Below are 23,267 nucleotides of genomic sequence, written 5' to 3'. Positions count from 1 at the left end.
CACCTCGCGGGGTGGCGCTCGAGAACCCCCCCCCTCTCTCGACTTCAAAGACCCAGGCGGAAATTGTGTAGCGGCAACGGACGAATAGCCCACACGTATGCAGGAGTAGTCATAACCGAGAGCCTTCACGGCTCCGCTCCGGCACTGTCGACGACTGTAAATAACAGGCAGAAGAGAATGAACCGTGTTCATCTCGAATCAAGAAATCCGTACGAGAGGCGACACAACGTGGACGCCGACGCAACACGACACGGACGCGAAAGCGCGGAGCGCACATGCGCGGGGTGCGAGTCGCCCCCGACGCGCTCCGCCCCAGCCCTCGCGCGGGCTAGAGTCCGCGCCGTCGCCCCTCACTCGAAGGAGTTGTCTTGAGACCCGCAGCGCTCTGGCTCGCGGCCGTGATGACCTCGGCCGGTTGTACCCATTCCCCGTCGACGACGCCCGCGGAGGCGCCCCTGTCCACAGTCCAGCACGAGAAGGCCACCGCCCGTCCGACCCCGCCGCCGCCCGAGGGCTCCCGTCCCCTGTCCGGCTCGCTCGAGGCCTTCACCGCCGCGTGCACGAGCGACCTCGACACGGCCCGGGCCCGGATTGCCACGCTCAAGACATTACCGACCTCTCAGGAAAAGCGAAGTGTACTGGAGGCGTACGATGACGCCATGGCGGCACTGGGCTCGGCCATCAGCCGCGCGGGGCTGGCGCGCGAGGTGCACCCCCAGGCGGCCTTCCGCGACGCGGCCCGCGAGTGCGAGCAGCAGGCCGATGCGCTCAACGTCGCCATCGCCCAGGACCGCGCCGTGTATGACGCGCTGAGCGCGGCGGACCTCACGGGCGAGGACGCCGCCACGCGCTACTGGATGGAGCGCACGCTCCTGGAGTTCCGCCGCGCCGGCGTGGACCGGGACGACGCCACGCGCGAGCGCGTCAAGGCGCTCAACGAGGAGATCCTCAAGCTCGGCCAGCGCTTCAACCAGAACATCGCCGAGGACGTGCGCCGGGTGGAGCTCGCGCCCCAGGCGCTCAAGGGCCTGCCCGAGGACTTCATCCGCGCGCACGCGCCGGACAAGAAGGGCCAGGTGGTGCTCACCACCAACTACCCCGACTACTTCCCCTTCCTGACGTACGCGCGCGACGCCCGGGCGCGCGAGCAGCTCTGGCGCGCCTACCACCAGCGCGCCTTCCCGAAGAACCAGGAGGTGCTCTCCCAGCTCATCGCCAAACGCCACGAGCTGGCCACGCTCCTGGGCTACCCCACCTGGGCCGCCTACGTCACCGAGACCAAGATGACGCGCACGCCCCAGACCGTGGCGGACTTCATCGGCAAGGTGTCCGCCACCGCCGAGGCCCGCGCGAAGCAGGAGGACGCGGCGCTGCTCGCGCGCAAGCGCAAGGACGAGCCCAAGGCCCAGCGCGTGGAGCCGTGGGACCAGGACTACTACGAGGACCTGCTCAAGGCGGAGACGCTGGGCTTCCAATCCCAGACGCTGCGGCCCTACCTGGAGTACGGCCGCGTGAAGCAGGGTGTGATGGACATCACCGCGCGCATGTGGGGCATCACCTACGTGCCGGTCAAGGACGCGCCCGTGTGGCACGCGGACGTGGAGGCCTACGACGTGCTGGAGAACGGCGCGCTGCTCGGCCGCGTCTTCCTGGACATGCACCCGCGCGAGGACAAATACAAACACGCGGCCCAGTTCGACATCACCACCGGACAGCTCGGCAAGCGCTACCCGGAGGGCGCGCTCGTGTGCAACTTCCCGCGCCCGGGCGAGCTGATGACCCAGGACGAGGTGGAGACGTTCTTCCACGAGTTCGGCCACCTCTTGCACCACGTCTTCGCGGGTCGGCAGAAGTGGAAGGGCATCAGCGGCATCTCCACCGAGTGGGACTTCGTGGAGACGCCCTCCATGCTCCTGCAGCAGTGGGCGCAGAACCCCGCCATCCTCCAGGAGTTCGCCCGCCACCACGAGACGGGTGAGGTCATCCCCACCGCGCTCGTCGAGCGGCTGCGCGCCTCCAAGGAGTCCGGCAAGGGCCTGTGGACGCGCCGGCAGATGTTCCTGGCCGCCGTGTCGCTGGAGTACTACTCGCGCGCGCCGGGCTTCGACACCACCCAGGTCATGGCCCAGCTCCAGGAGAAGTACAGCCCCTTCCGCCACGAGTACCGCGAGGGCACCCACTTCCAGCTGTCCTTCGGCCACCTGGAGGGCTACTCCGCCGCGTACTACACGTACATCTGGTCGCTCGTCATCGCCAAGGACCTGGAGACCGAGTTCCAGAAGCATGGCTACCTGGACAAGGCCACGGCCATGAAATACCGCCAGACGGTGCTCGAGCCCGGCGGCTCCAAGCCCGCGGCCGAGCTGGTGAAGGACTTCCTCGGACGCCCCTCCGGCTTCGAGGCCTACCGCACCTACCTGGACGCGAAGTAATCCCACTCACGCCCCCGACAGGAGCCCCCCCGTGGAAGCCTTCACCCATCCTCACGTCAAGGTCTGCTGCATCTCCAGCGTCCAAGAGGCGTGGAGCGCCATCCACGCGGGGGCCTCCGCCCTCGGGCTCGTCTCCGCCATGCCCAGCGGGCCGGGCGTCATCTCCGAGGCGCTCATCGCGGAGATCACCGCCGCGGTGCCGCCCCCCATCGCCACCTTCCTGCTCACCAGCAGTCAGGACGTGGAGGCGATCATCGCCCAGCAGCGGCGCTGCCGGACCAACACCGTGCAGTTGTGCGACGCCCTCTCCGCCGGAGCGCACGCCCACCTGCGCGCCGCCCTGCCCGGGGTGTCCATCGTCCAGGTCATCCACGTCACGGGCGAGGAGTCCCTGCACGAGGCCCTGCGCGTGGCCCCCTGGGTGGACGCGCTGCTGCTCGACTCGGGCAACCCGGCGCTGGCCGTCAAGCAGCTCGGAGGCACCGGGCGCGTCCACGACTGGAGCCTCAGCCGCCGCATCCGCGAGCACTCCCCGGTGCCGCTGTTCCTCGCCGGAGGGCTGCGGACGGACAACGTGGACGAGGCCGTCCGCCAGGTGGGTCCCTTCGGGCTCGACGTGTGCAGCGGCGTGCGGACGGACGACCGGTTGGATCCGGTCAAGCTCCAGGCCTTCTTCGCCCGGCTCCGCGCGCGCTGAGCCGCCCGCCCTACGCCACGCGCCGCCGCGGCGAGTTGGGCAGGTGGGGACCCTCGGCCGCGAGGCGGTTCGAGGAGCGCCACACCATGGCCGCGTAATCCACGATGGACGCCAGGGACGTCAGGCCCACCGCCACCACCAGGATGCGCACCACGTCGGGCAGCACCAGCACGCACAGCAGCACCGCGAGCTGCAGCGTCGTCACCACCTTGCCCAGCGGGCGCGCCTGGAAGCGCACCAGCCGGAAGCGGGGCAAGAGCCGCGTCACGACGAACGCCACGCCCGTGGACACGTCCCGCATCACCAGCACCGCGAACATCCAGGGCGCCAGCTGGCCCTCCAGCGTGAGGGTCAACAGCGCCACCATCACGAAGGCCCGGTCCGCCAGCGGATCGATGAGGGCCCCCCAATAGGACTCCAGGTGCTTGTGGCGGGCGATCCACCCGTCCAGGAAGTCCGTCAGGGCGGCGATCAGCACCAGGAGCACGCGGGCCAGGGGCGACTCCAGCCACACGAAGAGCGCGACCAGCGGCAGCCGGGACAGCGAGAAGGCATTGAGCAGCACGAGGCTCGTACGACGGCTCATGCGAGGGAAGGTAGGAATGATTCCCTCGGCTCGCATGGCCTCGGGCCTCGCGGGCAATGGCCCCCCACACGGAGGGACAGGTGGGGTCGTTCGAGCATCCACGATGCCCGTGAATATGCCTGCTCGCCCGCCGTATGAGCGAGCGCCGCGAACAGGCGCGGCGTTTCGGGGATTCATTCATGCGGATGCAGTGGAGATGGGCAGGGGCGGCCCTCGCGCTGGGGTTGCTGGGCAGTGGGTGCGTGTCCTTCAGTCAGGTGCAGACGGCGGACACCCTGGGCGCGGGCCGGTTCCAGCTCGGACTGGAGCCCGGGGCGCAACCCGTCGAGGAGACGGAGACCGAGAGCGATGGCACCCGGACGGTGAAGCGGGGGTACGCCCCTCTGGTCGACCTCTCGCTGCGCTATGGCGTCACCGAGCGGCTGGACCTGGGCGCGCGCATCGGGAGTTCCTCGCTCGAACTCCAGAGCAAGATCCTGCTCACCTCTCCGGAGAATGAGTCCCTGGCCATCTCGCTGGCCCCCTCGGCGTCGGGCATCTTCGCGGCGTTCGGTCCGCTCGAGGCGGGCTACCTGCGGGTGTCCCTGCCACTGCTCATCGGCATCAAGACGCGGGGCGGCTCGGAGCTCGTCTTCGGGCCCCGCCTGGATGGCAGACGCTTCCTGGCGGGCGCGGGGGAAGACACGCTCGGCGTCAACATCCTGAACGCGGGCGCCTCCGTGGGCTACGCGCTGCGCGTCAGCGAGGGCTTCCGGCTGCTGCCCGAGGTCGCCTACTCGCGGACGATCGCGGGCAGCGCGGAAGCGAATGGCGCGACGGTGGACCGCGGCGTGGTGAACGCCCCGGGCATCTGGCAGTTCCGGCTGGGCTTCCTGTTCGGTCAGGGCCGCCCCAGCCTCGCGGCGAGCGGCGGCGACACACGCTACGCGGAGTAACCCCGTGACGTCAGGGCGCGGGCTCGCGCTGGAAGGCGCGGGCAATCGCCTGATGGCGCTGGTCGACCCCGGCGAAGGCCTCGGGATGGGTGATGACGTAGAGCTCGCCCTTCTTGATGGCCTCGACCGTCATCCGGCCCACCTCGTCCGGCTCCAGCCACCGCGCATGGGCCGCGAAGTCCATGGACTGGAGATCCACGTCGACCAATCCCCCGCCCTGGAGCGACTCGGGCCGGTTGCGTGAGCTGGACTTGATGTCGCTGTACACGGGCCCAGGGCAGAGCAGCGTCACCCCGACCTTGGAGCCCTCCTCGGCCAGTTCCTGTGCGAGGGTCTCCGAGAGCGCCATCATCCCGAACTTGCTCACGGCGTAGGCGCCGAGGTTCGGGTGGGTGGTGAAGCCGCCGAGCGACGAGGTGTTCACGAAGTGCCCGCCGTCGGGGTTCGCCTTCAAAATGGGCAGGAACACGTTCACCCCGTGGATGCAGCCCCACAGGTTCACGTCCAGCACCCACTTCCAATCATTGACGCTCAGGTCGGCGATGCGCCCGAACGGGCCCACCCCCGCGTTGTTGCAGACGACGTGCACCGTGCCGAAGCGCTCGCACACGGCCCGCGCGAGCGCCCGCACGCTCTCCAGGTCACTCACGTCCGTCTGGATGCCCACCGCGCCAATCTCCCGGGCGGTGGCCTGGAGCGCGTCGTCCCGCTTGGAGGCGATGACCACCTGCATGCCCTCGGCGATCAACTGCTTCGCCAGGCCCTTGCCGATTCCCGAGGTGCCGCCGGTCACCACCGCCACCTTGCCACGAAGGTCCTTCAATCCGCTCATGGCGCGATCTTCCGCCCAGCCGGGGGAGGGCGTCCACTCCGCGTGTGCCACCTTCCTCCCGAACGCGGTGCTCGCATCGGGAGGAAGGCGCCAGACACCACGCCGCGTGGCTCAGTCGCCGCCGCTGCCGTTCTCGTTGTCGCACGCACCCGCGAGCACGGAGCAGACCACCGAGTCGCCGCAGATGATGAGCACGGAGAACACGCAGATGATGCCCGCCGTGTCGCCATTGCCACCCGCGGCCTGGCTCAGGCTCTCATCCGAGAGGTTGACGAGGGTTTCCTTGTGAAGGCTCAGCTTCTTGCCATTCTTCGCGTCGCTCATGGGGGACCGTCCTGTTCGGGGAGCCGTCAGGATTGACGGCGAAACAGACATTGGGTCCGCCCCTGCGCGACCAGTATTACCTCGGGGGGATGTGTTCCTGTGTGTCGCGACTCCCCCGCCCCCTTGAACCACTAGGATGTCCTCTAGCCTCCGTTGTCGTTGTTGCACGAGCCCGCGAGGATGGAGCAGATCACCGAGTCTCCGCACAGGATGAGCGAGTACAGGCAGATGATGCCGCCGGAGTCCCCGTTGCCTCCCACCACGCGCTCCAGGCTCTCCTCGGACAGGTGACGCAGCGTCTCCTTGTGGAGTGACAGCTTTCCCTGCTTCTTGTCGGTCTTCACGGTGGCAAGCCCCCTGTCGTGCCGTCGACTCCGACGGTGACTCGAACAGTACAGTCACTGCTCGGCGACCCTCCATCACCTCCCAGGGCGAGTCCGCGTGTGGTTCTGGCGCTTTGCCCGCGTCCCCGCGGGGTGAGGGGAACGAGCGCAAGCCTCCCTCGCGCTGGATGCCGCGTCGCGTTGGCACGCGGGCTCCACGGGCCATGGCTTTCTTCTATTCCACAAACACCCGCGCGCCGCCGTCATCCTCTATCGACTAGCCGATAGACGCGCTCGGTCCGCGGGGTTCCTCCCGGCACTCCGGAGCGCCCATGCCACATTGAGCGGCCCTCTCCAGGAGAGTGTCCACCATGAGTAAAACCTCACGTGATGCAGGCGCACGACCGGAGCCTTCCGCGAGCGAGTCCTCGACACATCCGATTCGCCTCGAGGTCAATGGCGCGCGCAAGGAGTTGCGGGTCGCGCCCTGGACGACCCTGCTCGACCTGCTTCGGGAATCGCTGGACCTGACGGGAACCAAGAAGGGGTGCGACCACGGTCAGTGTGGCGCCTGCACGGTGCTCGTCGACGGCAAGCGCATCAATTCCTGTCTGACCCTCGCCGTCATGAAGGACGGCGCCCAGGTCACGACCATCGAGGGGCTCGCCTCGGGAGAGACCCTGCATCCGATGCAGCAGGCCTTCGTGGATCAAGACGCCTTCCAGTGTGGCTATTGCACACCGGGACAGATCTGCTCCGCGGTGGGCCTGCTCGCCGAGGGCAAGGCGAAGAGCCTGGACGACGTGCGGGAGTTGATGAGCGGCAACCTCTGCCGTTGCGGTGCCTATCCCAACATCCTCGCCGCCATCGAGCAGGCCCGGCGGCAATCCTCCGGGGGCTCGACGCCATGAACCGCTTCACCTACGAGAAGGCCCAGGACATCCCGAGCGCCGTGGAAGCCGCGGCGAAGTCGCCCGCCGCCCAGTTCATCGCGGGCGGGACCAACCTGGTGGACCTCATCAAGGAGAACGTCGCGCGGCCCGAGCGGCTCATCGACGTGACGCGGCTGCCGCTCAACCAGATCGAGGAGCGTCCCGAGGGCGGCCTGAGCATCGGCGCGCTCGTCACCAACGCCGACACCGCGTACCACGCCCAGGTGGAGCGCCGCTATCCGCTGCTGTCCAAGGCCATTCTCGCGGGCGCCTCGGCGCAGCTGCGCAACATGGCCACCACCGGCGGCAATCTCTTGCAGCGCACCCGCTGCTATTACTTCTACGACACGGGCACGCCCTGCAACAAACGCGAGCCTGGCGCCGGCTGTGGCGCGCTCACGGGCAACAACCGCATCCACGCCATCCTCGGCACGAGCGAGCACTGCATCGCCACCCACCCCTCGGACATGTGCGTGGCCCTGGCGGCGCTCGACGCCCGCATCCACATGACGGGGCCCCAGGGCCAGCGCACCCTGCCCATCGCCGACTTCCACCGGCTGCCCGGAGACACGCCCGAGCGCGACACGAACCTCCAGCCCGGCGAGCTCATCACCGCCGTGGAGCTGCCCCCGGAGGACTTCTCCCAACACCACGCCTACCTCAAGCTGCGGGACCGGCAGTCGTATGCCTTCGCGCTCGTGTCCGTCGCCGCCGCGCTCCAGTTGGACGGCGACACCATCCGCCAGGCCCGCATCGCGCTGGGCGGCGTGGCCCACAAGCCCTGGCGCTCGCCCGAGGCGGAGGCCCTGCTCGTGGGCAAGCCCGCCACGCGCGAGCACTTCCAGACCGTGGCCGACGCCCTCCTCCAGGGCGCCCAGGGCCACGGGGACAACACCTTCAAGATCGAACTGGCCCGGCGCGCCATCGTGCGCGCCCTCTCGCAGGCCGCCGGACTGGAGCCCCATTCATGAGCCCTCCCTCCCCCAAGCACCTGGGTCGGCCCGTCTCGCGCGTGGATGGGCCCCTGAAGGTCACCGGCCGCGCGAAGTACGCCGGGGAGTTCCACACGCCCGACCTCACCTACGGCGTGGTCGTCTCCAGCACCATCGCCCGGGGACGCATCAAGTCCCTCGACACCGCCGCCGCGCTCGCCCTGCCCGGCGTGCTGCATGTCTTCACCCACGAGAACCGGCCGAGCACCGCCTGGTTCGACCGCAACTACAAGGACGACGACGCGCCCGCCGGCTCGCCCTTCCGGCCGCTCGACGGCGCGGACATCGTCTACAGCGGCCAGCCCATCGCGCTCGTCGTCGCCGAGACGTTCGAGCTCGCGCGCCACGCCGCCTCGCTCGTCCGGGTGGAGTACAAGACCCAGGAGCACGAGACCGACCTGCGCGCGCGCAAGCACAAGTCCCACGAGCCCGCCGCCGGCAAGGGCGGCTACCAGCCTCCACCCAAGCCCCGGGGCCACGCGGACAAGGCCCTGGGCCAGGCGCCCGTCCAGGTGGACGCCGAGTACGCCTCGCCCGTGGAGCACCACAACCCCATGGAGCCCCACGCCTCCACGGTCATCCACGAGGACGACGGCACGCTCACGGTCTACGACAAGACGCAGGGCGTGCAGAACTGCCAGCAGTACGTGTCGAAGATCTTCAAGCTCGACCCGGCCACGGTGCGGGTGCGCTCGCCCTTCGTGGGCGGGGCCTTCGGCTCGGGACTGCGGCCGCAATACCAGCTCTTCCTCGCCGTCATGGCGGCGCGCGAGCTCAAGCGCTCGGTGCGCGTGACGCTCACCCGCCAGCAGATGTTCACCTTCGGCCACCGCCCGGAGACCCTGCACCGCGTGGCGCTCGGGGCCCGCGAGGACGGCACGCTCGAGTCCGTCGTCCACGAGGCCACCGCCGAGACCTCGCGCTTCGAGGACTACTGCGAGGTGGTGGTCAACTGGTCCGGCCAGCTCTACCAGTGCGACAACGTGCGGCTGGAGTACAAGGTCGTGCCGCTCGACCAGTACACGCCCCTGGACATGCGCGCGCCCGGCGCGGTGCTCGGCATCTACGCGCTGGAGTCCGCCATGGACGAGCTGGCGCACACGCTGGGCATGTGTCCGCTCGCGCTGCGGCTCAAGAATTACGCCGAGAAGGACCAGAACACGGGCAATGCCTTCTCCAGCAAGGAGCTCAAGGCCTGCTACAGCCAGGGCGCCGAGCGCTTCGGCTGGTCCCGGCGCACCCACGCGCCCCGCTCCATGCGCGAGGGCAAGCAATTGGTGGGCTGGGGCATGGCCACGGGCTCCTGGGAGGTGAATCAGCAGCCCGCCCAGGCCCGGGCCGTGCTGAGCATCGACGGCTCGCTCACGGTGAGCAGCGCCACGTCGGACATCGGCACGGGCACCTACACCGTCATGACCCAGATCGCCGCCGACGTGCTCGGCCTGCCCGTGGAGGCGGTGACGTTCAAGCTCGGGGACTCGTCCCTGCCCATGTCCCCGCTGGAGGGCGGCTCGTGGACGGTGTCCTCGGTGGGCTCGGCGGTGCAGCAGGTGTGTGAGAAGCTGCGCGACCAGCTCTTCACCTGGGCGCGCAAGCTGCCCAAGTCGCCGCTCGCCGGCACGGAGCTGTCCGAGGTGAGCTTCGCGGGCGGCGGCATCTTCGTCACCGAGAATCCCGAACGGAGCGTGTCCCTCACCGAGGCCATGCGCTACGGGGACGTGCTGCACCTGGAGGAGCAGGTGACGTCGCTGCCCAGTCCCGCGCAGAAGAAGTACACGATGGCCTCGCACTCGGCGGTGTTCGTGGAGGTGAAGGTCGACGAGGAGCTGGGCGTGGTGAAGGTCACGCGGGTGGTGAGCGCCATCGCGGGCGGCCGCGTCATCAATCCCAAGACGGCGCGCAGCCAGATCCTCGGCGGCGTGGTCTGGGGCATCGGCATGGCCCTGCACGAGGAGACGTTCCTGGACCAGAACCTGGGCCGGTTCATGAACCACAACCTGGCCGAGTACCACGTGCCCGTGAACGCGGACGTGCCGGACATCGAGGTCCTCTTCGTCGAGGAGGAGGACACGATCGTCAATCCGCTCGGCGCCAAGGGGCTGGGGGAGATTGGCATCGTCGGCGTGGCGGCGGCCGTGGCCAACGCCATCTTCCACGCCACGGGCAAACGCGTGCGGGAGCTGCCCATCACGATCGACAAGCTGCTGTAGGCCGCGTCCCCGGGCTCAGACTGCTTCGTCCGGCAGCAACGTGCGAAGCAGTTCGTCGTCGGGGCCGAGCGGACGCCACCCGGCAGGAGGCGGCGAGGCCCGGAGCGCCGCCCGGGCCTGCCTGACGCGCTCCTTGTGGGTGTCGGGGGTGTAGCTCGTCCAACGCGCGAGGGCATGGGCGAGCTCGAAACGGGTCGAGTCATCTGGCGCCGACGGCCAGCCCGTCGGGAATGCCTGGAACAGCTCACGCACGAATTGCCCACGCACCAGACGCGTCACGCGCCCACTTCGTTCGGCCTCGGCGACCAGGCCGCTGAAGACCTGCACCGCGGCGATGTCCTCCGTGCCCAGCTCGTCCGCCAACTCCACGAGAGACGCCGTGGGGCGCGCGTCGGCGAAGGCGGTGAGCGACTCATGACCGCGCTCGCGGACGCGCTCGTACAGACGGGCCTTCACATCGCCCCGCCACGCCCGGCCGTCACTCATGGTCCGCTCCAGGGGATGAAGCGCATGGGGATTCTGTACTCCTTCATGTACCCCGCGGCGACCCGCAGGATCTCATTCCGGGTCAACGCCCGGCCCACTTCGGCCTCGGCCTCATACATCGAATCCATGAGCATCCGGTTCCATTCTCCTGGCCACGTACGCCCCAGCTTCCAGTTCCCACCTCCGTGGATGGCCTGATGGTGTGACTGCTCCAGCCTGACGCAGAATTGGTCGATGTCCATCTCGCCCGTGAATCCGCGCTTCTCGAACCACGCACGGAACTCCTTGGGCAGCACATGGTGTCGCGGTGGCTCGGCCATTCCCGCGCCCGCCCTGTCCGTCAGGTGAAGGGCGCGCACCTCGGGACCCTCGCCCAGCGCATCACGCACCCCCGAGGGCAGGTCGTCGTGGGCCCGCGTCATCAGCACCAGCGTCGCCTGGGTCCGCACGAGTGCCCCGACGGCGGGAAACGAGAGCACGCCCGCGCGCACCAACCGGCGCATCATCTCCACCCACTCCGCGGACACGACCAGGCGGGTGCCCATCATCACGCCACCACCGCCCATCGAGAGGCCGACGCCCAACACCACGGGCGCCGAGGGTGGCACCGACGGCAGCGAGAGCTTCAGCGCGGGGAGGAAGACGAGCGCTTCGAGCGCCTCCCTGAGAATCAGTGCCTTCGCGACGCGCTCGGCGCCCTGATGAACGAGCCCCAGGGTCGTGGTGAGCTCTCCGGTGAGGTAGCCGACCAAGGCGGGGACATCTCGCGCCGCGGCCTCCGTTGAAGCCGGGTCCCGGGAGGAGAGCGCCGTCAGCACGGGCGAGAGACTCGCCCACCAGCGCCACAGGTCCACGAACATAAGCTCTCGGCTATAGAAGTGCTGCGCGAGCGCGACATCGGCGAGTTGGAGGACATCCAGCCACACCGTCAGGAGGATGGAGCCCAGCAGCGCGGACTCGAGCCGAGCACCGGCGAGACGCAGCACGGCGAGCTGCATGTCCGGATCGTGCACTTCCGAGGCGGCGTTGGCCAGCCCGATGGCGGCAGTGCACTCGGCGTCCATCCATCGCAGATGCCGGACACCGTCATCGAGGGAGTGCGTCAAGACCCCATGTCCTCCGAGGCCTCGTTCATGGGAACGAAGCCGGGAGAAGCCGCTCGAGACACGACGGAGGGAATCCGACACCTGGGCAGCGGCCTGGCGAAAGGCCAGCTGCGCCGCGAGCGCGTCCTGGCGCTCCACTGCCTTCATGTCCCGTGGAGCGACCTGACGTCCGGAGAGCAGCGGCGCCCCCTCGGTCCCGGACATCGGTGAAGCATGCGAAGACACGGGGTGCAGGAGCATCGACGCACAACCGGCGGACAGCAGCGCCAGGGTGAACAGCAAGCAGGTCCGGCCCATCCTGCGAAAGTCAGCGCGCGGGCCACTCCCCATGGGAAGCCACCTCCTGTTCGGCGAACGGCGCGAGGGTACAGTTCCCCTCCGACGCATCGGCCAGGCCAGCGTGAGTCAGCGCTGTCAGGGGACAGCCATCGCCACCAGTCCCGGAGAGTGGGCACTGGAGCCCCCGCATGAGTCCCTCCACCGCCCACGACACGGGCAGGCGCGTACGGGAGCTGCCCATCACGCCCCCGGCCCCAGCCGCTTCGGCGTACAATGGACCATGCACTTCCGCCCCTACGCCAAGATGCCCTCCGCGGGCGAGACACGAGACCAAGCAAGTCCCGGGGGGGTCTGGGTCGCCCTGGAAAAGATTCATGGCGCTCAGCTCGTGATCGGTGTGCATGGGGAGCAGGTCCATTTTGGCAAGCGCAAGGCCTGGCTGTTGGAGGAGGACTCCTTTTTTGGCTGGCAGTTGCTGCGCGTGCAGTTGGCGGCGGCAGCGCGGACGATGGCCCGCGCCGTCGCAGGACCCGAAGACACGGTGTATTTCTATGGGGAACTCTTCGGAGGTGGCTATCCCCACCCGGAGGTGCCAGCCGTGCCCGGGATGTCCCCGGTGCAGACGGGAATCTGGTACGCGCCGGATTCACACTGGTCGCCATTCGATGTCCTCGTGGCTCGGTCGAGCGAAGAGGAGGGGACGCTCCTCGCCCATCATGAGGTGGAGGCACTCGCTCACTCCGCCGGACTGTTGACGCCTCCGGTCATCCGACGCGGCGCTCGCTCCGAGATGAGCGGTGTCCCCACGCGAATGCAGACGCGCGTTCCCGCGCTCTTGGGACTGCCAGTCATTCCGGGCAATACGGCGGAGGGCCTCGTCATCAAGAGCGATCAGCGCGTTTCCCCCGGGCATCGCGCCTCCTTCAAACGCAAGATCGAGGAGTTCAGCGAGGGCCGTTTCGATGAGAGCGCGGCGTGGAATCCCCATCAGCGCTTGTCCGTCCCCGAGCTGGCGCTCTGGGCCGAGCGCATGGTGAATCCGCCACGCATCGCCAGCGCCCTGTCGAAATGTGGTCGCGGCGAGATGGAACCCATCCTCGACGAGGTGATGCTCGACGTCCGTGTCGATCTGGAGCTGGCCTTTCCGCTGGCGTACCGCTCGCTCGACGCATCAGGAGAGGAGCACCTGTCGGCCCACATTCGTGAGCGTGCCCTGCCTCTCATCCTGAGAGAATTACGTCCGCTGGAAAAATGAGGGTGGTGCGCCTGGTGCGCGAGGTCGGCCAGAGCCGGGTCTCCTGGTAGCTTCGGGGCCGTGCGTTTCCTGGGCTGGGACTTGAGTGATCCGTTCGCGCGCCGTCCCCGCGCCGTGGACGTGGCCGTGGTGGAAGAGGATGGCCGGGTCGCCTTCGAGCAATGGGCGTGGCCCGCGCTCGATGCGGCGCGACACCTGACGCCCCAGGCCCTGCTCGCCGCGTGTCCCGTGGGTCCCACGGACGTGGTCGTGGTGGACGGACCGCAGGCGCTCGCCCGACCCGGCGCCCAGGTGCGCGAGGCCGAGCGACTGCTGCGCGCGCCAGGGCGGACGCCCGACACGCTCCCCGTTCCGGGCGCGCCCTTCAGTGGCTTCGTGCGCGGCGGGGTGCTGCTCTTCGCGGCCCTGCATCAGGGCAGCGGGCTGCCACTGCTCGACCTGGACACGCCCCACCCGCACGAGGCCCGGCTGTTCGAGGCGTTTCCCGGCGCCACATGGCGCCAGTTGGGCGGCAAGGCGCTGGGCAAGAAGACCACGCCCGAGGGACGGACGGCCCGGCGCGCGCGACTGGAGGCCGAGGGACTGCGCTTCTCCGGGACCGGGCTGCCCACCCATGACGCGCTCGACGCGGCGCTCTGCGCGTGGCTCGGCTGGCGCACCCGCTCGGCGCCCGAGCGGGTGCACGCCGTGGGCACGCCCTTGTGGAAGGACGCCGAGGGGTGGCTGCGCGAGGGGCGCATCCTCCATGCCGGATAAGCGCTATACGCCCCCTTGGGTGAACGGATTGGCGTAGGGCGGAGGGTTGGGATTGTTGGGGCCGGGGATGATCAGCACGTGCTCATCCGGTCCGCTCGCGTAGTGCAAGGGAAACGGCTCGTTCTTGAGCACGCCCGGGACCCCTGGAATCCTGAGGGTGAGGCCCAAGGGTCTCGTGAAGGGCGCACCCGGAGGGATGTCGAAAGGCAGGGCTCCCGCAAGGTAGATGAAGGGAATGGGCGTCTGGCTGGGCTCCTCCGCGTAGATCTTCCCGGGATCGAAGTGGAAGGTCTTGGCGTGGGTGTCGTTGTTCTGGATCGACACGATGCGGTAGCGCACGAACACGCCGTCCTCGATGGTCCCCTCCTGGTCGAGCAGCTTCCAGTGATTGAAGTTGGCGCGCTGCTCGTAGGTGATGATGACCAGGTCACTGATGAGCGGCGTGGGACAGCCCGCGCAACCGGCGAGCAGCAAGGGCCCACCGAGGACCAGGGTCATCACCAGCATCCACTGTCTTCCGTGCCGTCTCATGAGGCCCTCCCCGGGCAGGGCCCCCGTTCCAGGGCCCTCCCGGAGGAAGGCGGCTCGTCCGGTTCGTGACGCCGCCTCCGGACGAGGCCGGCCGCCTGGCGGGCGTCAGCGCGGCCGCATGTCCTCGCGCACGGCCTTGAGCAGCAGGAAGCCCCGGCGCGAGCCCAGTTCCCGGGTGTTGCTCAGCTCGAGGATGATCTCCCCCGAGCGCAGCTTCCAGTACGTGTCCGCGCGCGCGTAGTCCGTGTCGGTCTCCCGGGGGAAGGCCCGGAACTCCGTCCAGGTCTCGCCATCCAGGCTGTAGAGCACGTGCGCGCTGACATCCCCCGGCGCGTAGACGTCCCCGCCGGTCTCCCGCGTGGTGCCAATCACATACCCGCCTCCGGGCACCTCGACGATGGAGTAGCTCGGCCCGGGCAGGGCATCCAGGCGCACCATGGCGTCATCCCCGCCCACCCGCTGCACCGCGGGCAGGGGCGGCGCGTAGAGGTTGTCCGTGCCGAAGAGCAGCCCCCGGGGCGTCACCACCGCGTCCACCGCCACGCCCGGCGGGCCCTCCAGCACCGCGTGCCACGTCATGCCCTCGTCCTCCGAGCGCAGCAGCCCGCCCTTGAGGTCCCCCATCATCGCCCACAGCACGCCCTGCGCCGGATCCGCCACCAAGCCGTGACCGTGCCGGCGGCCCTCGAAGACATGGCGCACGCGCCACGTCGCGCCACTGTCCTGGCTCACCCACAGGTTGATGGGCGACTCCTCCGTGAACGTCTGGTACTCCAGGAAGAAGACCGTGCCGTGCAGTTCGCGGATGTTGTGCGGCTGGAGCATCTTGAAGCGGCCGAGCGGCAGCACCACCTTCCACGTCGCGCCATGGTCCGTGGAGCGCGAGAGCGCGTAGCCCTCCGGCGAGGTGACGTTCGCCAGGAGCGTGCCGTTGGCCAGGGTCGTCATCTTGAAGAAGCCGTAGCTGCCCGGGTGCACGCCCCGCCGCGTCCAGGTGCGCGCGTTGTCGGTGCTCGCGTAGAGCTTGGAGCTGCCCTGCCCGTCCTCCACCGCGTAGACCGTGCCCGCCGGGTCCACCGCGAGGATTTCATGGGCCCGGTCCCGGTAGGTCTCCCGGAGCGTGAAGCCCGAGGGCGGCACGGGCGGCCGCGCCTCGGAGAGCCGGGACGCCACCGCGTGGCCCACCTGGACCGCGCCGCCCGGCCCCTCCGTGTCCTTCACGCCGTCCAGGTCGATCAGCCGCTCCGCGGGCACCTGCGTGCGCAGCCACGCGTTCACCTGGCTCCGCGGCCCCCTCCAGCGCGAGGACGCCGGCAGCGTGCCGGCGTAGACGCTCCCGCACACCGGCAGCAGCGCCACGAGCGCGCGGCCCAGCGTGCCCTGCAGCGACGCCACCGAGGCCCCATCCACCGCCTCCGCCTCGGGCAGCACCACACACGTCACCTGGCCACAGGCGCGCAAGGCCGCCAGGCGCCCCGCGAGCTCGGTGCCCTCCACGGCCCCCAGGTCCAGCACGGGCACGCCCAGTTGCCGCTCGGCCACCGCGGGCCACGTCTCGCGGATGTCCCCCGTGGCGCTGCCCGCGCGCGTGCCTCCGCCCACCACCGCCACGCACCGCCCCGGCTCCGCTTCCACCTCGATGGCGCTCAGCCCCACCAGCGCCGTGCCAGGCGTGCCGAAGCCCTTGCGCACCCGCGAGAAGCTTCCCTCGGCCATGACGCCGTGGGGAAACAGCGCCCGCTCCCCCATGGCCACCGCGCCCTCCACTTCGAAGGACACCGCCAGCTCCTCGCGGAACTCCACGGGCAGCAGCAGGGGATCACTGCGCAGCGACTCCCCCGCCGCGACCCGCGCGCCCGCCAGGCCCGCGAAGGTCAAGGACAGGGGTTCGGAGGCCAGCGCGCCCCGCGTCTCCGCCCGCGCCACGCTGGCCTCGTGCACCTGCAAGGGCCCGTTGCCCGCGCGGAACACGAAGCGCAGCCGCGAGCCCGCGCGCGCCACCGGCACCCGGAAGCGGTACGTCGTCCGCCGGGACACCGTGCGCGAGCCCCCGAGCGGCTGCAGGAAGGTGGGCCGGAAGCTCTCCACCGGCGTCTCCGGGCGCGGCTGGCTCTCCGTTCCCTTGTCCGGCCCCGCCGGAGGGGACGCCGGAACTTCCTGGACGGGCACCTCGAGCTCCGGCTCGAACTCCGGGGCTCCTGCTTTTCCGCACCCCAGGGCCCACACTCCACACACCACGACCCACGCCACCCGACCCCACGACCCCCGACCCATCGAACCGCCTCCCCCCCACCCAATGATTCCGCGCGAATCTGGGGACGGCCCCCGCGCGTGCCAACGACAGGCGTCGACCCGCGGAAGGCGCATGGTTGGACGCGCCCTGTCTTCGTTGGCGCACGACGGCGGTGTCCGTCCCGGGGGCGGGTGTGCACGGGGGTTTACGCCCGGTCCGGTTTGAAGTACGGGGCGGGCATGCCCATCCTCGCCCTCGTCCGACATGGACAGTCCCTGTGGAACCAAGAGAACCGCTTCACCGGCTTCGTGGACGTGCCCCTGACCGAGCAGGGTCGCGCCGAGGCCCGCAAGGCGGCCGAGCACTTCCAAGGCGTGAAGTTCGACGTGGCGTACACCTCGGCGCTCACGCGCGCGCAGGAGACGCTCGCCATCATCCTGGAGGCCACCGGGCAGCGCATCCCCGTCATCCGGGACGCCGCGCTCAACGAGCGGCACTACGGTGACCTGCAGGGCCTGAACAAGGCGGACGCGGCCAAGGAGTTCGGCGAGAAGCAGGTGCACATCTGGCGCCGCTCCTATGACGTGCCGCCGCCCAACGGCGAGTCCCTGGAGCTCACCGCCAAGCGCGTGCTGCCCTTCTACGAGCGCGCCATCAGCGGCGACCTGCGCCAGGGCAAGAACGTGCTCGTGGTGGCCCACGGCAACTCCAACCGCTCGCTGGTGATGAAGCTGGACAAGCTCACCGGGGAGCAGGTGCTCAACCTGGAGCTCGCCACCGGCGTGCCGCTCGTCTACGAGATGTCCAAGGACCTCGAGGTCCTCAGCAAGCGCACCCACGGCTAGCGGGTGCCCGCGGCCCGGCGTCTTCCCTCCCGCGTGGGGGGAAGACGCCTGCGAGGCCCGCCCCGCGGCCGCTCAGCCCATCAGCGCGAGCAGCCCGAGCAGTCCCACCACGAGGAAGTACAGGGACTCGCCCGCGATGAGGCCGCCGCCCACGAGCGACATCGTGCTCATGTCCTCGGGCAGCGTCTCGCCCTCGCCCGGAGTGCCCGCCGCCTGGGGCGCGCCCCGTCCCGACCAGGTGTTCCACAGCGAGGACAGGATGCCGCCCACGCCGAACCAGAGGGACAGCGACAGGTTCACGAAGCCGCCGAAGGACGAGGCGTAGGGGCTCGCGAGCACCACCGCGTCCAGGGTCCAGCCCACCGCGAAGCCCGCGCGCGAGCCATTCACGAAGCGCACGTAGCCCGCGTGGCGCTTGAGCAGCTTGCGCGCCACCTCGATGGTGAAGCCGAGCACGAGGCCGAACAGGAGCGCCTGGACCGTGTGGTCCGACAGCGAGCCCAGGCTGCGGATGGCACCCACGAACTTGTATGTCATCGCCGAGCCCCACTGGCCCACGGGCGCCTTGGGGTCGTCCAGCTGGTTGATGGCCAGCACCGGGTAGGCGCTCATGAAGACGCGCGCCAGGCCCACGCACAGCACCGCGCCCATGACGATGCCCACCACCTGGTAGCGGAACTGGAGGGTGCGGTCCGTGCCCAGGCGCCAGCCGGTGGAGCGGTCCTGCTGCATGTCACAGCCCACCGAGGTGCTGATGAGCAGGATGCTCGCGGCCATCAGGCCCACCAGCGGGTTGTCGAGCCCCAGCAGCGACATGATCATCACCGACACGACGAAGGCGCTGGAGATGGGGTTCTGGTCGGTGATGCCATAGGCGATGCCGTTGATGAGCACGAAGAGCAGGGAGAGCCCCATGCCCAGCAGGATGAAGCCCAGCGGCTGGTGCAGCACCTGGGTGGCCACGCCCACCACGGCCAGGCCCCAGAAGACGACCCAGGCGAAGAGCTTGGGCAGGCTCACCTTCTTCCACGCGGGCTCGTTGTCCGGCGGCAGCTTCGCCCGGTCGCGCACGCGCGCCGCCGCCTGCACGGCGAGCAGCGACAGGTCCACCACCGCCGCGCCGAGGATCATCGCCAGACCCACCAGGAAGCCCACCTTGCGGAAGGGCTCGTCCGGACCGAGCCAGCCCCAGGCGCGCAGGGTGGGCGTCATCGCCGCGCCCGCGAGGCCGCCCACGATGGCCGGCACGGTGATGCGGCTGCCCACCACCATGCCCGCGCCCACCGAGGACGCGCTCACGCCCGTGGCCGCGAGCCGCGCCACGTGCTCGGTGAGCGCCGCCACCACGCCGCCCGCCGCCGCGCCGCCGCCCAGCTTGGCGATGGAGGCCTTGAGCAGACGGGGGTCGGTGAGCGCCCGGAGGATGTTGGCCACCGCGTAGCCGGACGGATAGTCCAGCTGCAGCCGGTCCACGAGCAGCGGCGTGTAGAGCATGCCCACGCCCACGCCGAACATGCCCACGCACCCCACGAAGAGCATCAGGTGCCAGGCGGGCGGCTGGGGCATGCCCAGCCACACCATGGCCTGGATGAGCACGGACATGGCGCACATGGAGGCCACCGAGGCGGCCATGGTCTGCATGTAGTTGGCGCCGTGCTTGCCCTCGGGTCCGTAGCCGTAGGTGACGGCGCTGCCGAGAATGCCCGCCAGCACCTGCCCGCCCACGAAGAAACCCAGGCTGAAGTTCATGTACGAGGCGGCGATGCCCCCGAGCGGCCCGAGCACGAAGATGGCCACCAGACTCAAGAGCAGGTGGAACTTCCACGTGCCCGGGGTGGGCAGCCACTCAAACCGCACGCCCGCGCGGGGCGGCGGCGGCACCTTCAACGGCGGAAAGACGGGACGAGCCATGGGGGGCGCACGCTAGCGCACTCCCCCTAGATGCGCGTGAACGACCAGCTCACCGCCCGCCCGCCCTCGTAGGGCATGACGCCGTGAAAGGCGCGCGCGTCCCCGTCGAACACGAGCGGCAGGAAGTGCCGGTCCCCGTCCCAGAGCGGCAGGTCCATGATGTCCTTCACCGGCACCCACGACAGCTCGCCCTCGGGGTTGCGCTCGAGCGGCGTGCCCGTGAAGCCGTCGATGCGGAAGACGAAGCCCAGCCAGTCCTCACCCTTGGGACCGAAGCCCGGCCAGCTGATGGTGCCGCGCAGCGTGAGGTGCGTGCACTCGATGCCCGCCTCCTCGCGAATCTCCCGGCGCATGCACGCGACGACGTCCTCGTCCGGCTGCATCTTGCCCCCGAGCCCGTTGTACTTGCCCAGGTGCGCGTCGTCCGGACGCGCGTTGCGGTGGATGAGCAGCACCTTCGTGCCGTCCGGGGACATCACGTAACCAAGCGTGCCGATGATGGGCGTGTAGCGCATGCGGCGGCTCTTAATGCTCCCTCGCCCCCCGGCCAAGGAGTCCGTGAGTAGGGAAAGACATACGCATCGTGAAAAGGGTGTGTGTGGTTTCCCTTCTGGAACCGACCGATCGTCGCCGCCGAGGGCCAGGGCCCTGGTTCCACCGAGAGGGAGCCACTAGGCTTCGCCCGTATGACCCCCGTGTTTCCGGAGAGCGAGCCCCCTCTCCCCGACGCGCCGGGCGCCCCCGCGCCCTGGCCGATCCTCCTGGTGCTGAATTATCTGAAGGAAACACTCGCGGCGGATCCGCTCGCGCCCCTGGTGATGGGACTCAAGCGCAGCCTGAAGGCGGGCGCGGCGCTGCACACCGGCCTGGAGCGCGTGGCGCCCGGCCCCGTGCGCCTCCAGTCCGGACGCTACGTGCTCTTCGCGTGCCTCCAGCTGGACACGCTCGTGGACGCGCTGCCGGACTTCGAGCGGGCGAGCCAGGTGCACGCGTTCGTGCGGGCGTGCGTGGAGGGCTCGGTCCCCCGGCGCACGCTGTGGCGCCAGGTGCTCGCCTGCCGCGGGCTCACCCTGGGCCAGCGGCTCAAGGCGCTGCGCATCCTGCAGAACCTGGATCGGCTCGTGCGCGACACCGAGGCCCTGCTGGACACGCCCGAGCGGCGGCGCTTCTTCCGCGACACGCTCGGCGCCCTCATCACCGCGGTGGTGGAGGACATGAACCTGGAGGCCCGCGCGCGCGACACCCTGGTGGCGCTCGCCCCCGAGTACCCCGCCATGGGCCTGTCCGGCCTGGAGGTGCTCTGGCTGCTGCAGGGCCGCCCGCTGGAGGAGATCCTCGCCTACCGGCAGGTGCTCGGCCAGGGCGAGCAGCTCGCGCGCCTGGAGGACGACGTGCTCGAGGTGTGGAAGGCCTTCCAGGAGCTGCCGGACGAGGCGGCCGTGGAGGCGCGCGTCGACCGGCGCAACCTCATCCTCCGCCACGCGAAGAACCTGGGCTGGACGATGCGCGCGTCCCTGACCGAGGCGTGCCGCATCGCCGGCTTCGTCGAGCAGCGGCTGGAGGGGGCGCTCGGGGGTATCGAGGACGCGGCCACCGCGCGCGAGCTGCGCCGGGTGGTGACGTTCTTCCCCACCTACGTGGACATGATGATCGGCCAGCACCGCGTGGCGGCGCCCGCGCGCGCGGAAGCGGCCGAGCCCCCGTCCGCCCCGCGCCTGGCGGTGTAGGGCCTCAGTCCCGGTAGCCACGCGCCTGGAGGTTGAACAGGTGCGCGTAGCGGCCGCCACGCGCCATGAGCTCCGCGTGGCTGCCCAGCTCCTCCACCTGCCCGTCGTGCAGCACGGCGATGCGGTCCGCCATGCGCACCGTGGAGAAGCGGTGGGAGATGACGAGCGCGATGCGATCGGCCGCCAGCTCCTGGAAGCGCTCGAAGAGGGCGTGCTCGGACTCGGCGTCGATGCTCGCCGTGGGCTCGTCCAGGATGAGCACCTCCGCGTCCTCGCGCATGAAGGCCCGGGCCACGCCCAGCTTCTGCCACTGGCCTCCGCTCAGCTCCAGGCCCTTCTCGAACCAGCCGCCCAGCATGGTGTCGTAGCGCTGGGGCAGGGCCTCGATGACGTGGCTCGCGCCGCCCTGCTCCGCCGCGCGCACGATGCGCGGCCGGTCCTCCAGGGCCCCCACGTGCCCCAGGCCGATGTTCTCCGCCACGTTGAACTGGTAGCGCACGAAGTCCTGGAACACGGCGCCAAAGCGCGAGCGCAGGTCCGCCGGCTCCATGTCCTTGAGGTTCACGCCGCCGTAGAAGATGTCGCCCTCGGTGGGCTCGTACAGCCGCAAGAGCAGCTTCACGAGCGTGCTCTTGCCCGCGCCGTTCTCGCCCACCAGCGCCAGCTTCTCCCCGGGCTCCAGCCGCAGGTTCAGGTGGCGCAGCGCCCACGCGTCCTTGCCCGGGTAGCGGAAGGACACGTCGCGCAGCTCGATGGCGTTGTGCCGGCCCCGGGGCACCGTGAGCGCCGGACGCGCGCGCGAGGCCTCCTGGCCCGTGGGGATGTCGAAGTAGGCGAAGAGGTTGCTCATGAAGAGCGCGCCCTCGTACATGCTGCCCACGCTGGAGAGGATGCCCTGGAAGGCCGCCTGGCCCTGCCGGAACACGCCCAGGTAGAGCACCATGTCGCCCACCGTGATGGCGCCGCGCGCCGCGCGCCCCGCCACGAAGGCATAGCAGCCGTAGAACGCCGCGAGCGAGACGAGCCCCAGGCCCAGGCCCCACCCCATGCGCCGCATCGCCAGGGCCCGGTCCTCCTGGAAGAACTTCTGGAAGAGCGTGCGGTAGCGCCCGAGCACCAGCCCGCCCAGGTCGAAGACCTTCACCTCCTTCACGTGGCTGTCGCGCGTGAGGATCCACTCCAGGTAGTTGAGCTTGCGGCCCTCGGGCGCGCGCCAGGAGTAGAGCCGGAAGCCCTCCTCGGCCAGGCGCGCCTCGGCGATGAAGGCGGGCACGCTCGCGGCCACCAGCACCACCACGCTCCAGGGCGACAGGTGCACGAGCAGCACCGCGTACGTGGACAGCGTCACGAGGTTGCGCACGATGGAGAAGGCATCCATCACCAGCGCCAGCGGGCGGCTGTTCGCCTCGCGCCGGGCGTTCTGCATCTTGTCGTAGGTGTCCGAGTCCTCGAAGTGCCGCAGCTCCAGCGCCAGCGCCTTGTGCAGGATGCGCTCGTTGAGCAGGTTGCCCAGGTTGGCCCGGCCCAGCTCGCGCACGAGCGACAGCGAGCGGTCCACGGTGATGGAGCCCACCATCAGCGCGAACTCCAGCACCACCAGGTGCAGCACCCGCGAGACCCCCGCCTCGCCGCCCCCGCTGGCCGTGGCCACGACGCCGTCCACGATGAGCTTGCCCACCCAGGCCATGGCCGCCGGGAACACCGCGGCCACCAGCGTGAGCACCGCGAGCGTCACCGCGAGCCGGGGACTGGCCTCCCAGAACAGACGGAAGGTGCCCGGCAGTTGCCGGAAGAGGCTGCCCGCGTTCTTCAACCGGGCCTTGAGCGAGGGGGGCGGCGTGCGAGGGGTCGGAGGGGACACGCACCCTGTCTAAC

The 23,267-nt window shown here is 69.9% G+C and carries 21 protein-coding genes; 10 read left to right on the top strand and 11 right to left on the bottom strand.

Annotated features, from left to right (window positions below):
* Nucleotides 1-401: 401 nt before the first annotated feature.
* On the top strand, nucleotides 402-2,432 hold the full coding sequence (locus tag I3V78_RS05845) for a M3 family metallopeptidase (RefSeq protein ID WP_204496513.1): 2,031 nt from the start codon (nucleotides 402-404) through the stop codon (nucleotides 2,430-2,432).
* 31 nt (nucleotides 2,433-2,463) lie between these two features.
* Complete coding sequence (locus tag I3V78_RS05840) at nucleotides 2,464-3,129, top strand: phosphoribosylanthranilate isomerase (protein ID WP_204485323.1); 666 nt, start codon at nucleotides 2,464-2,466, stop codon at nucleotides 3,127-3,129.
* Nucleotides 3,130-3,139: 10 nt separating this feature from the next.
* Here I3V78_RS05840 and I3V78_RS05835 read toward each other — a convergent pair whose 3' ends face one another.
* The gene (locus tag I3V78_RS05835; RefSeq protein WP_239576315.1) at nucleotides 3,140-3,715 is read right to left on the bottom strand and encodes a CDP-alcohol phosphatidyltransferase family protein; all 576 of its coding nucleotides are present in this window, start codon (nucleotides 3,713-3,715) and stop codon (nucleotides 3,140-3,142) included.
* A 179-nt stretch (nucleotides 3,716-3,894) separates the two neighbouring features.
* Here I3V78_RS05835 and I3V78_RS05830 point away from each other — a divergent pair, with 179 nt between their 5' ends.
* A complete protein-coding gene (locus I3V78_RS05830; RefSeq protein WP_204485322.1) occupies nucleotides 3,895-4,650 on the top strand; it encodes a hypothetical protein in 756 nt (251 codons plus the stop codon).
* A gap of 10 nt (nucleotides 4,651-4,660) precedes the next feature.
* On the opposite strand, the gene I3V78_RS05825 is transcribed toward I3V78_RS05830, so the two are convergent.
* The 3 genes from I3V78_RS05825 to I3V78_RS39830 form a co-directional block, all read right to left on the bottom strand.
* Nucleotides 4,661-5,482 carry an SDR family NAD(P)-dependent oxidoreductase gene (locus I3V78_RS05825; protein WP_204485321.1) on the bottom strand — a complete coding sequence of 274 codons (822 nt, stop codon included), beginning with the start codon at nucleotides 5,480-5,482 and terminating at the stop codon, nucleotides 4,661-4,663.
* A 111-nt stretch (nucleotides 5,483-5,593) separates the two neighbouring features.
* Nucleotides 5,594-5,806 (bottom strand): class I lanthipeptide, encoded by a 213-nt coding sequence (locus I3V78_RS05820; protein WP_204485320.1) that lies wholly within the window; start codon nucleotides 5,804-5,806, stop codon nucleotides 5,594-5,596.
* Between the two features lie 143 nt (nucleotides 5,807-5,949).
* Nucleotides 5,950-6,150 (bottom strand): class I lanthipeptide, encoded by a 201-nt coding sequence (locus tag I3V78_RS39830; protein WP_204485319.1) that lies wholly within the window; start codon nucleotides 6,148-6,150, stop codon nucleotides 5,950-5,952.
* A gap of 350 nt (nucleotides 6,151-6,500) precedes the next feature.
* Here I3V78_RS39830 and I3V78_RS05810 point away from each other — a divergent pair, with 350 nt between their 5' ends.
* From I3V78_RS05810 to I3V78_RS05800, 3 genes are read left to right on the top strand one after another with little or no spacing between them, the layout of a single operon-like run.
* On the top strand, nucleotides 6,501-7,040 hold the full coding sequence (locus I3V78_RS05810) for a (2Fe-2S)-binding protein (RefSeq protein WP_204485318.1): 540 nt from the start codon (nucleotides 6,501-6,503) through the stop codon (nucleotides 7,038-7,040).
* On the top strand, nucleotides 7,037-8,032 hold the full coding sequence (locus I3V78_RS05805; RefSeq protein WP_204485317.1) for an FAD binding domain-containing protein: 996 nt from the start codon (nucleotides 7,037-7,039) through the stop codon (nucleotides 8,030-8,032). Before I3V78_RS05810 ends, I3V78_RS05805 begins: the two co-directional genes overlap by 4 nt.
* Complete coding sequence (locus I3V78_RS05800) at nucleotides 8,029-10,263, top strand: xanthine dehydrogenase family protein molybdopterin-binding subunit (protein WP_204485316.1); 2,235 nt, start codon at nucleotides 8,029-8,031, stop codon at nucleotides 10,261-10,263. Before I3V78_RS05805 ends, I3V78_RS05800 begins: the two co-directional genes overlap by 4 nt.
* A gap of 15 nt (nucleotides 10,264-10,278) precedes the next feature.
* On the opposite strand, the gene I3V78_RS05795 is transcribed toward I3V78_RS05800, so the two are convergent.
* Both I3V78_RS05795 and I3V78_RS05790 read right to left on the bottom strand, forming a co-directional pair.
* Nucleotides 10,279-10,749 carry an NUDIX hydrolase gene (locus I3V78_RS05795; RefSeq protein ID WP_204485315.1) on the bottom strand — a complete coding sequence of 157 codons (471 nt, stop codon included), beginning with the start codon at nucleotides 10,747-10,749 and terminating at the stop codon, nucleotides 10,279-10,281.
* Nucleotides 10,746-12,137 carry a DUF2380 domain-containing protein gene (locus I3V78_RS05790; protein WP_239576314.1) on the bottom strand — a complete coding sequence of 464 codons (1,392 nt, stop codon included), beginning with the start codon at nucleotides 12,135-12,137 and terminating at the stop codon, nucleotides 10,746-10,748. Before I3V78_RS05790 ends, I3V78_RS05795 begins: the two co-directional genes overlap by 4 nt.
* Nucleotides 12,138-12,414: 277 nt before the next feature.
* On the opposite strand from I3V78_RS05790, the gene I3V78_RS05785 reads away from it, so the two are divergent.
* Together I3V78_RS05785 and I3V78_RS05780 are read left to right on the top strand one after the other, a co-directional pair.
* Nucleotides 12,415-13,389 (top strand): RNA ligase family protein, encoded by a 975-nt coding sequence (locus I3V78_RS05785; protein WP_204485313.1) that lies wholly within the window; start codon nucleotides 12,415-12,417, stop codon nucleotides 13,387-13,389.
* Between the two features lie 60 nt (nucleotides 13,390-13,449).
* A complete protein-coding gene (locus I3V78_RS05780) occupies nucleotides 13,450-14,145 on the top strand; it encodes a DUF429 domain-containing protein (RefSeq protein ID WP_204485312.1) in 696 nt (231 codons plus the stop codon).
* 3 nt (nucleotides 14,146-14,148) lie between these two features.
* On the opposite strand, the gene I3V78_RS05775 is transcribed toward I3V78_RS05780, so the two are convergent.
* On the bottom strand, nucleotides 14,149-14,643 hold the full coding sequence (locus tag I3V78_RS05775) for a hypothetical protein (RefSeq protein WP_204485311.1): 495 nt from the start codon (nucleotides 14,641-14,643) through the stop codon (nucleotides 14,149-14,151).
* Nucleotides 14,644-14,781: 138 nt separating this feature from the next.
* Nucleotides 14,782-16,950, bottom strand: a complete 2,169-nt coding sequence (locus I3V78_RS05770; RefSeq protein ID WP_204485310.1) for a WD40/YVTN/BNR-like repeat-containing protein — start codon at nucleotides 16,948-16,950, stop codon at nucleotides 14,782-14,784.
* A 198-nt stretch (nucleotides 16,951-17,148) separates the two neighbouring features.
* Between I3V78_RS05770 and I3V78_RS05765 the strand changes: the two genes are divergently transcribed.
* A complete protein-coding gene (locus tag I3V78_RS05765) occupies nucleotides 17,149-17,754 on the top strand; it encodes a 2,3-bisphosphoglycerate-dependent phosphoglycerate mutase (protein ID WP_204485309.1) in 606 nt (201 codons plus the stop codon).
* Nucleotides 17,755-17,826: 72 nt separating this feature from the next.
* On the opposite strand, the gene I3V78_RS05760 is transcribed toward I3V78_RS05765, so the two are convergent.
* The gene (locus tag I3V78_RS05760) at nucleotides 17,827-19,665 is read right to left on the bottom strand and encodes an OPT/YSL family transporter (RefSeq protein ID WP_204485308.1); all 1,839 of its coding nucleotides are present in this window, start codon (nucleotides 19,663-19,665) and stop codon (nucleotides 17,827-17,829) included.
* Between the two features lie 26 nt (nucleotides 19,666-19,691).
* Nucleotides 19,692-20,180, bottom strand: coding sequence for an NUDIX hydrolase (locus tag I3V78_RS05755; protein WP_204485307.1), 489 nt, complete (start codon nucleotides 20,178-20,180; stop codon nucleotides 19,692-19,694).
* Nucleotides 20,181-20,351: 171 nt separating this feature from the next.
* On the opposite strand from I3V78_RS05755, the gene I3V78_RS05750 reads away from it, so the two are divergent.
* Nucleotides 20,352-21,392, top strand: a complete 1,041-nt coding sequence (locus I3V78_RS05750; RefSeq protein ID WP_204485306.1) for a hypothetical protein — start codon at nucleotides 20,352-20,354, stop codon at nucleotides 21,390-21,392.
* A gap of 4 nt (nucleotides 21,393-21,396) precedes the next feature.
* Here I3V78_RS05750 and I3V78_RS05745 read toward each other — a convergent pair whose 3' ends face one another.
* Nucleotides 21,397-23,253 carry an ATP-binding cassette domain-containing protein gene (locus I3V78_RS05745; RefSeq protein ID WP_204485305.1) on the bottom strand — a complete coding sequence of 619 codons (1,857 nt, stop codon included), beginning with the start codon at nucleotides 23,251-23,253 and terminating at the stop codon, nucleotides 21,397-21,399.
* Nucleotides 23,254-23,267: the final 14 nt, after the last annotated feature.

The organism is Archangium primigenium (assembly GCF_016904885.1).
In the GTDB taxonomy this organism is placed as follows: Bacteria; Myxococcota; Myxococcia; order Myxococcales; family Myxococcaceae; genus Cystobacter; species Cystobacter primigenius.
This window is presented reverse-complemented; position numbering and strand designations above follow the sequence as displayed.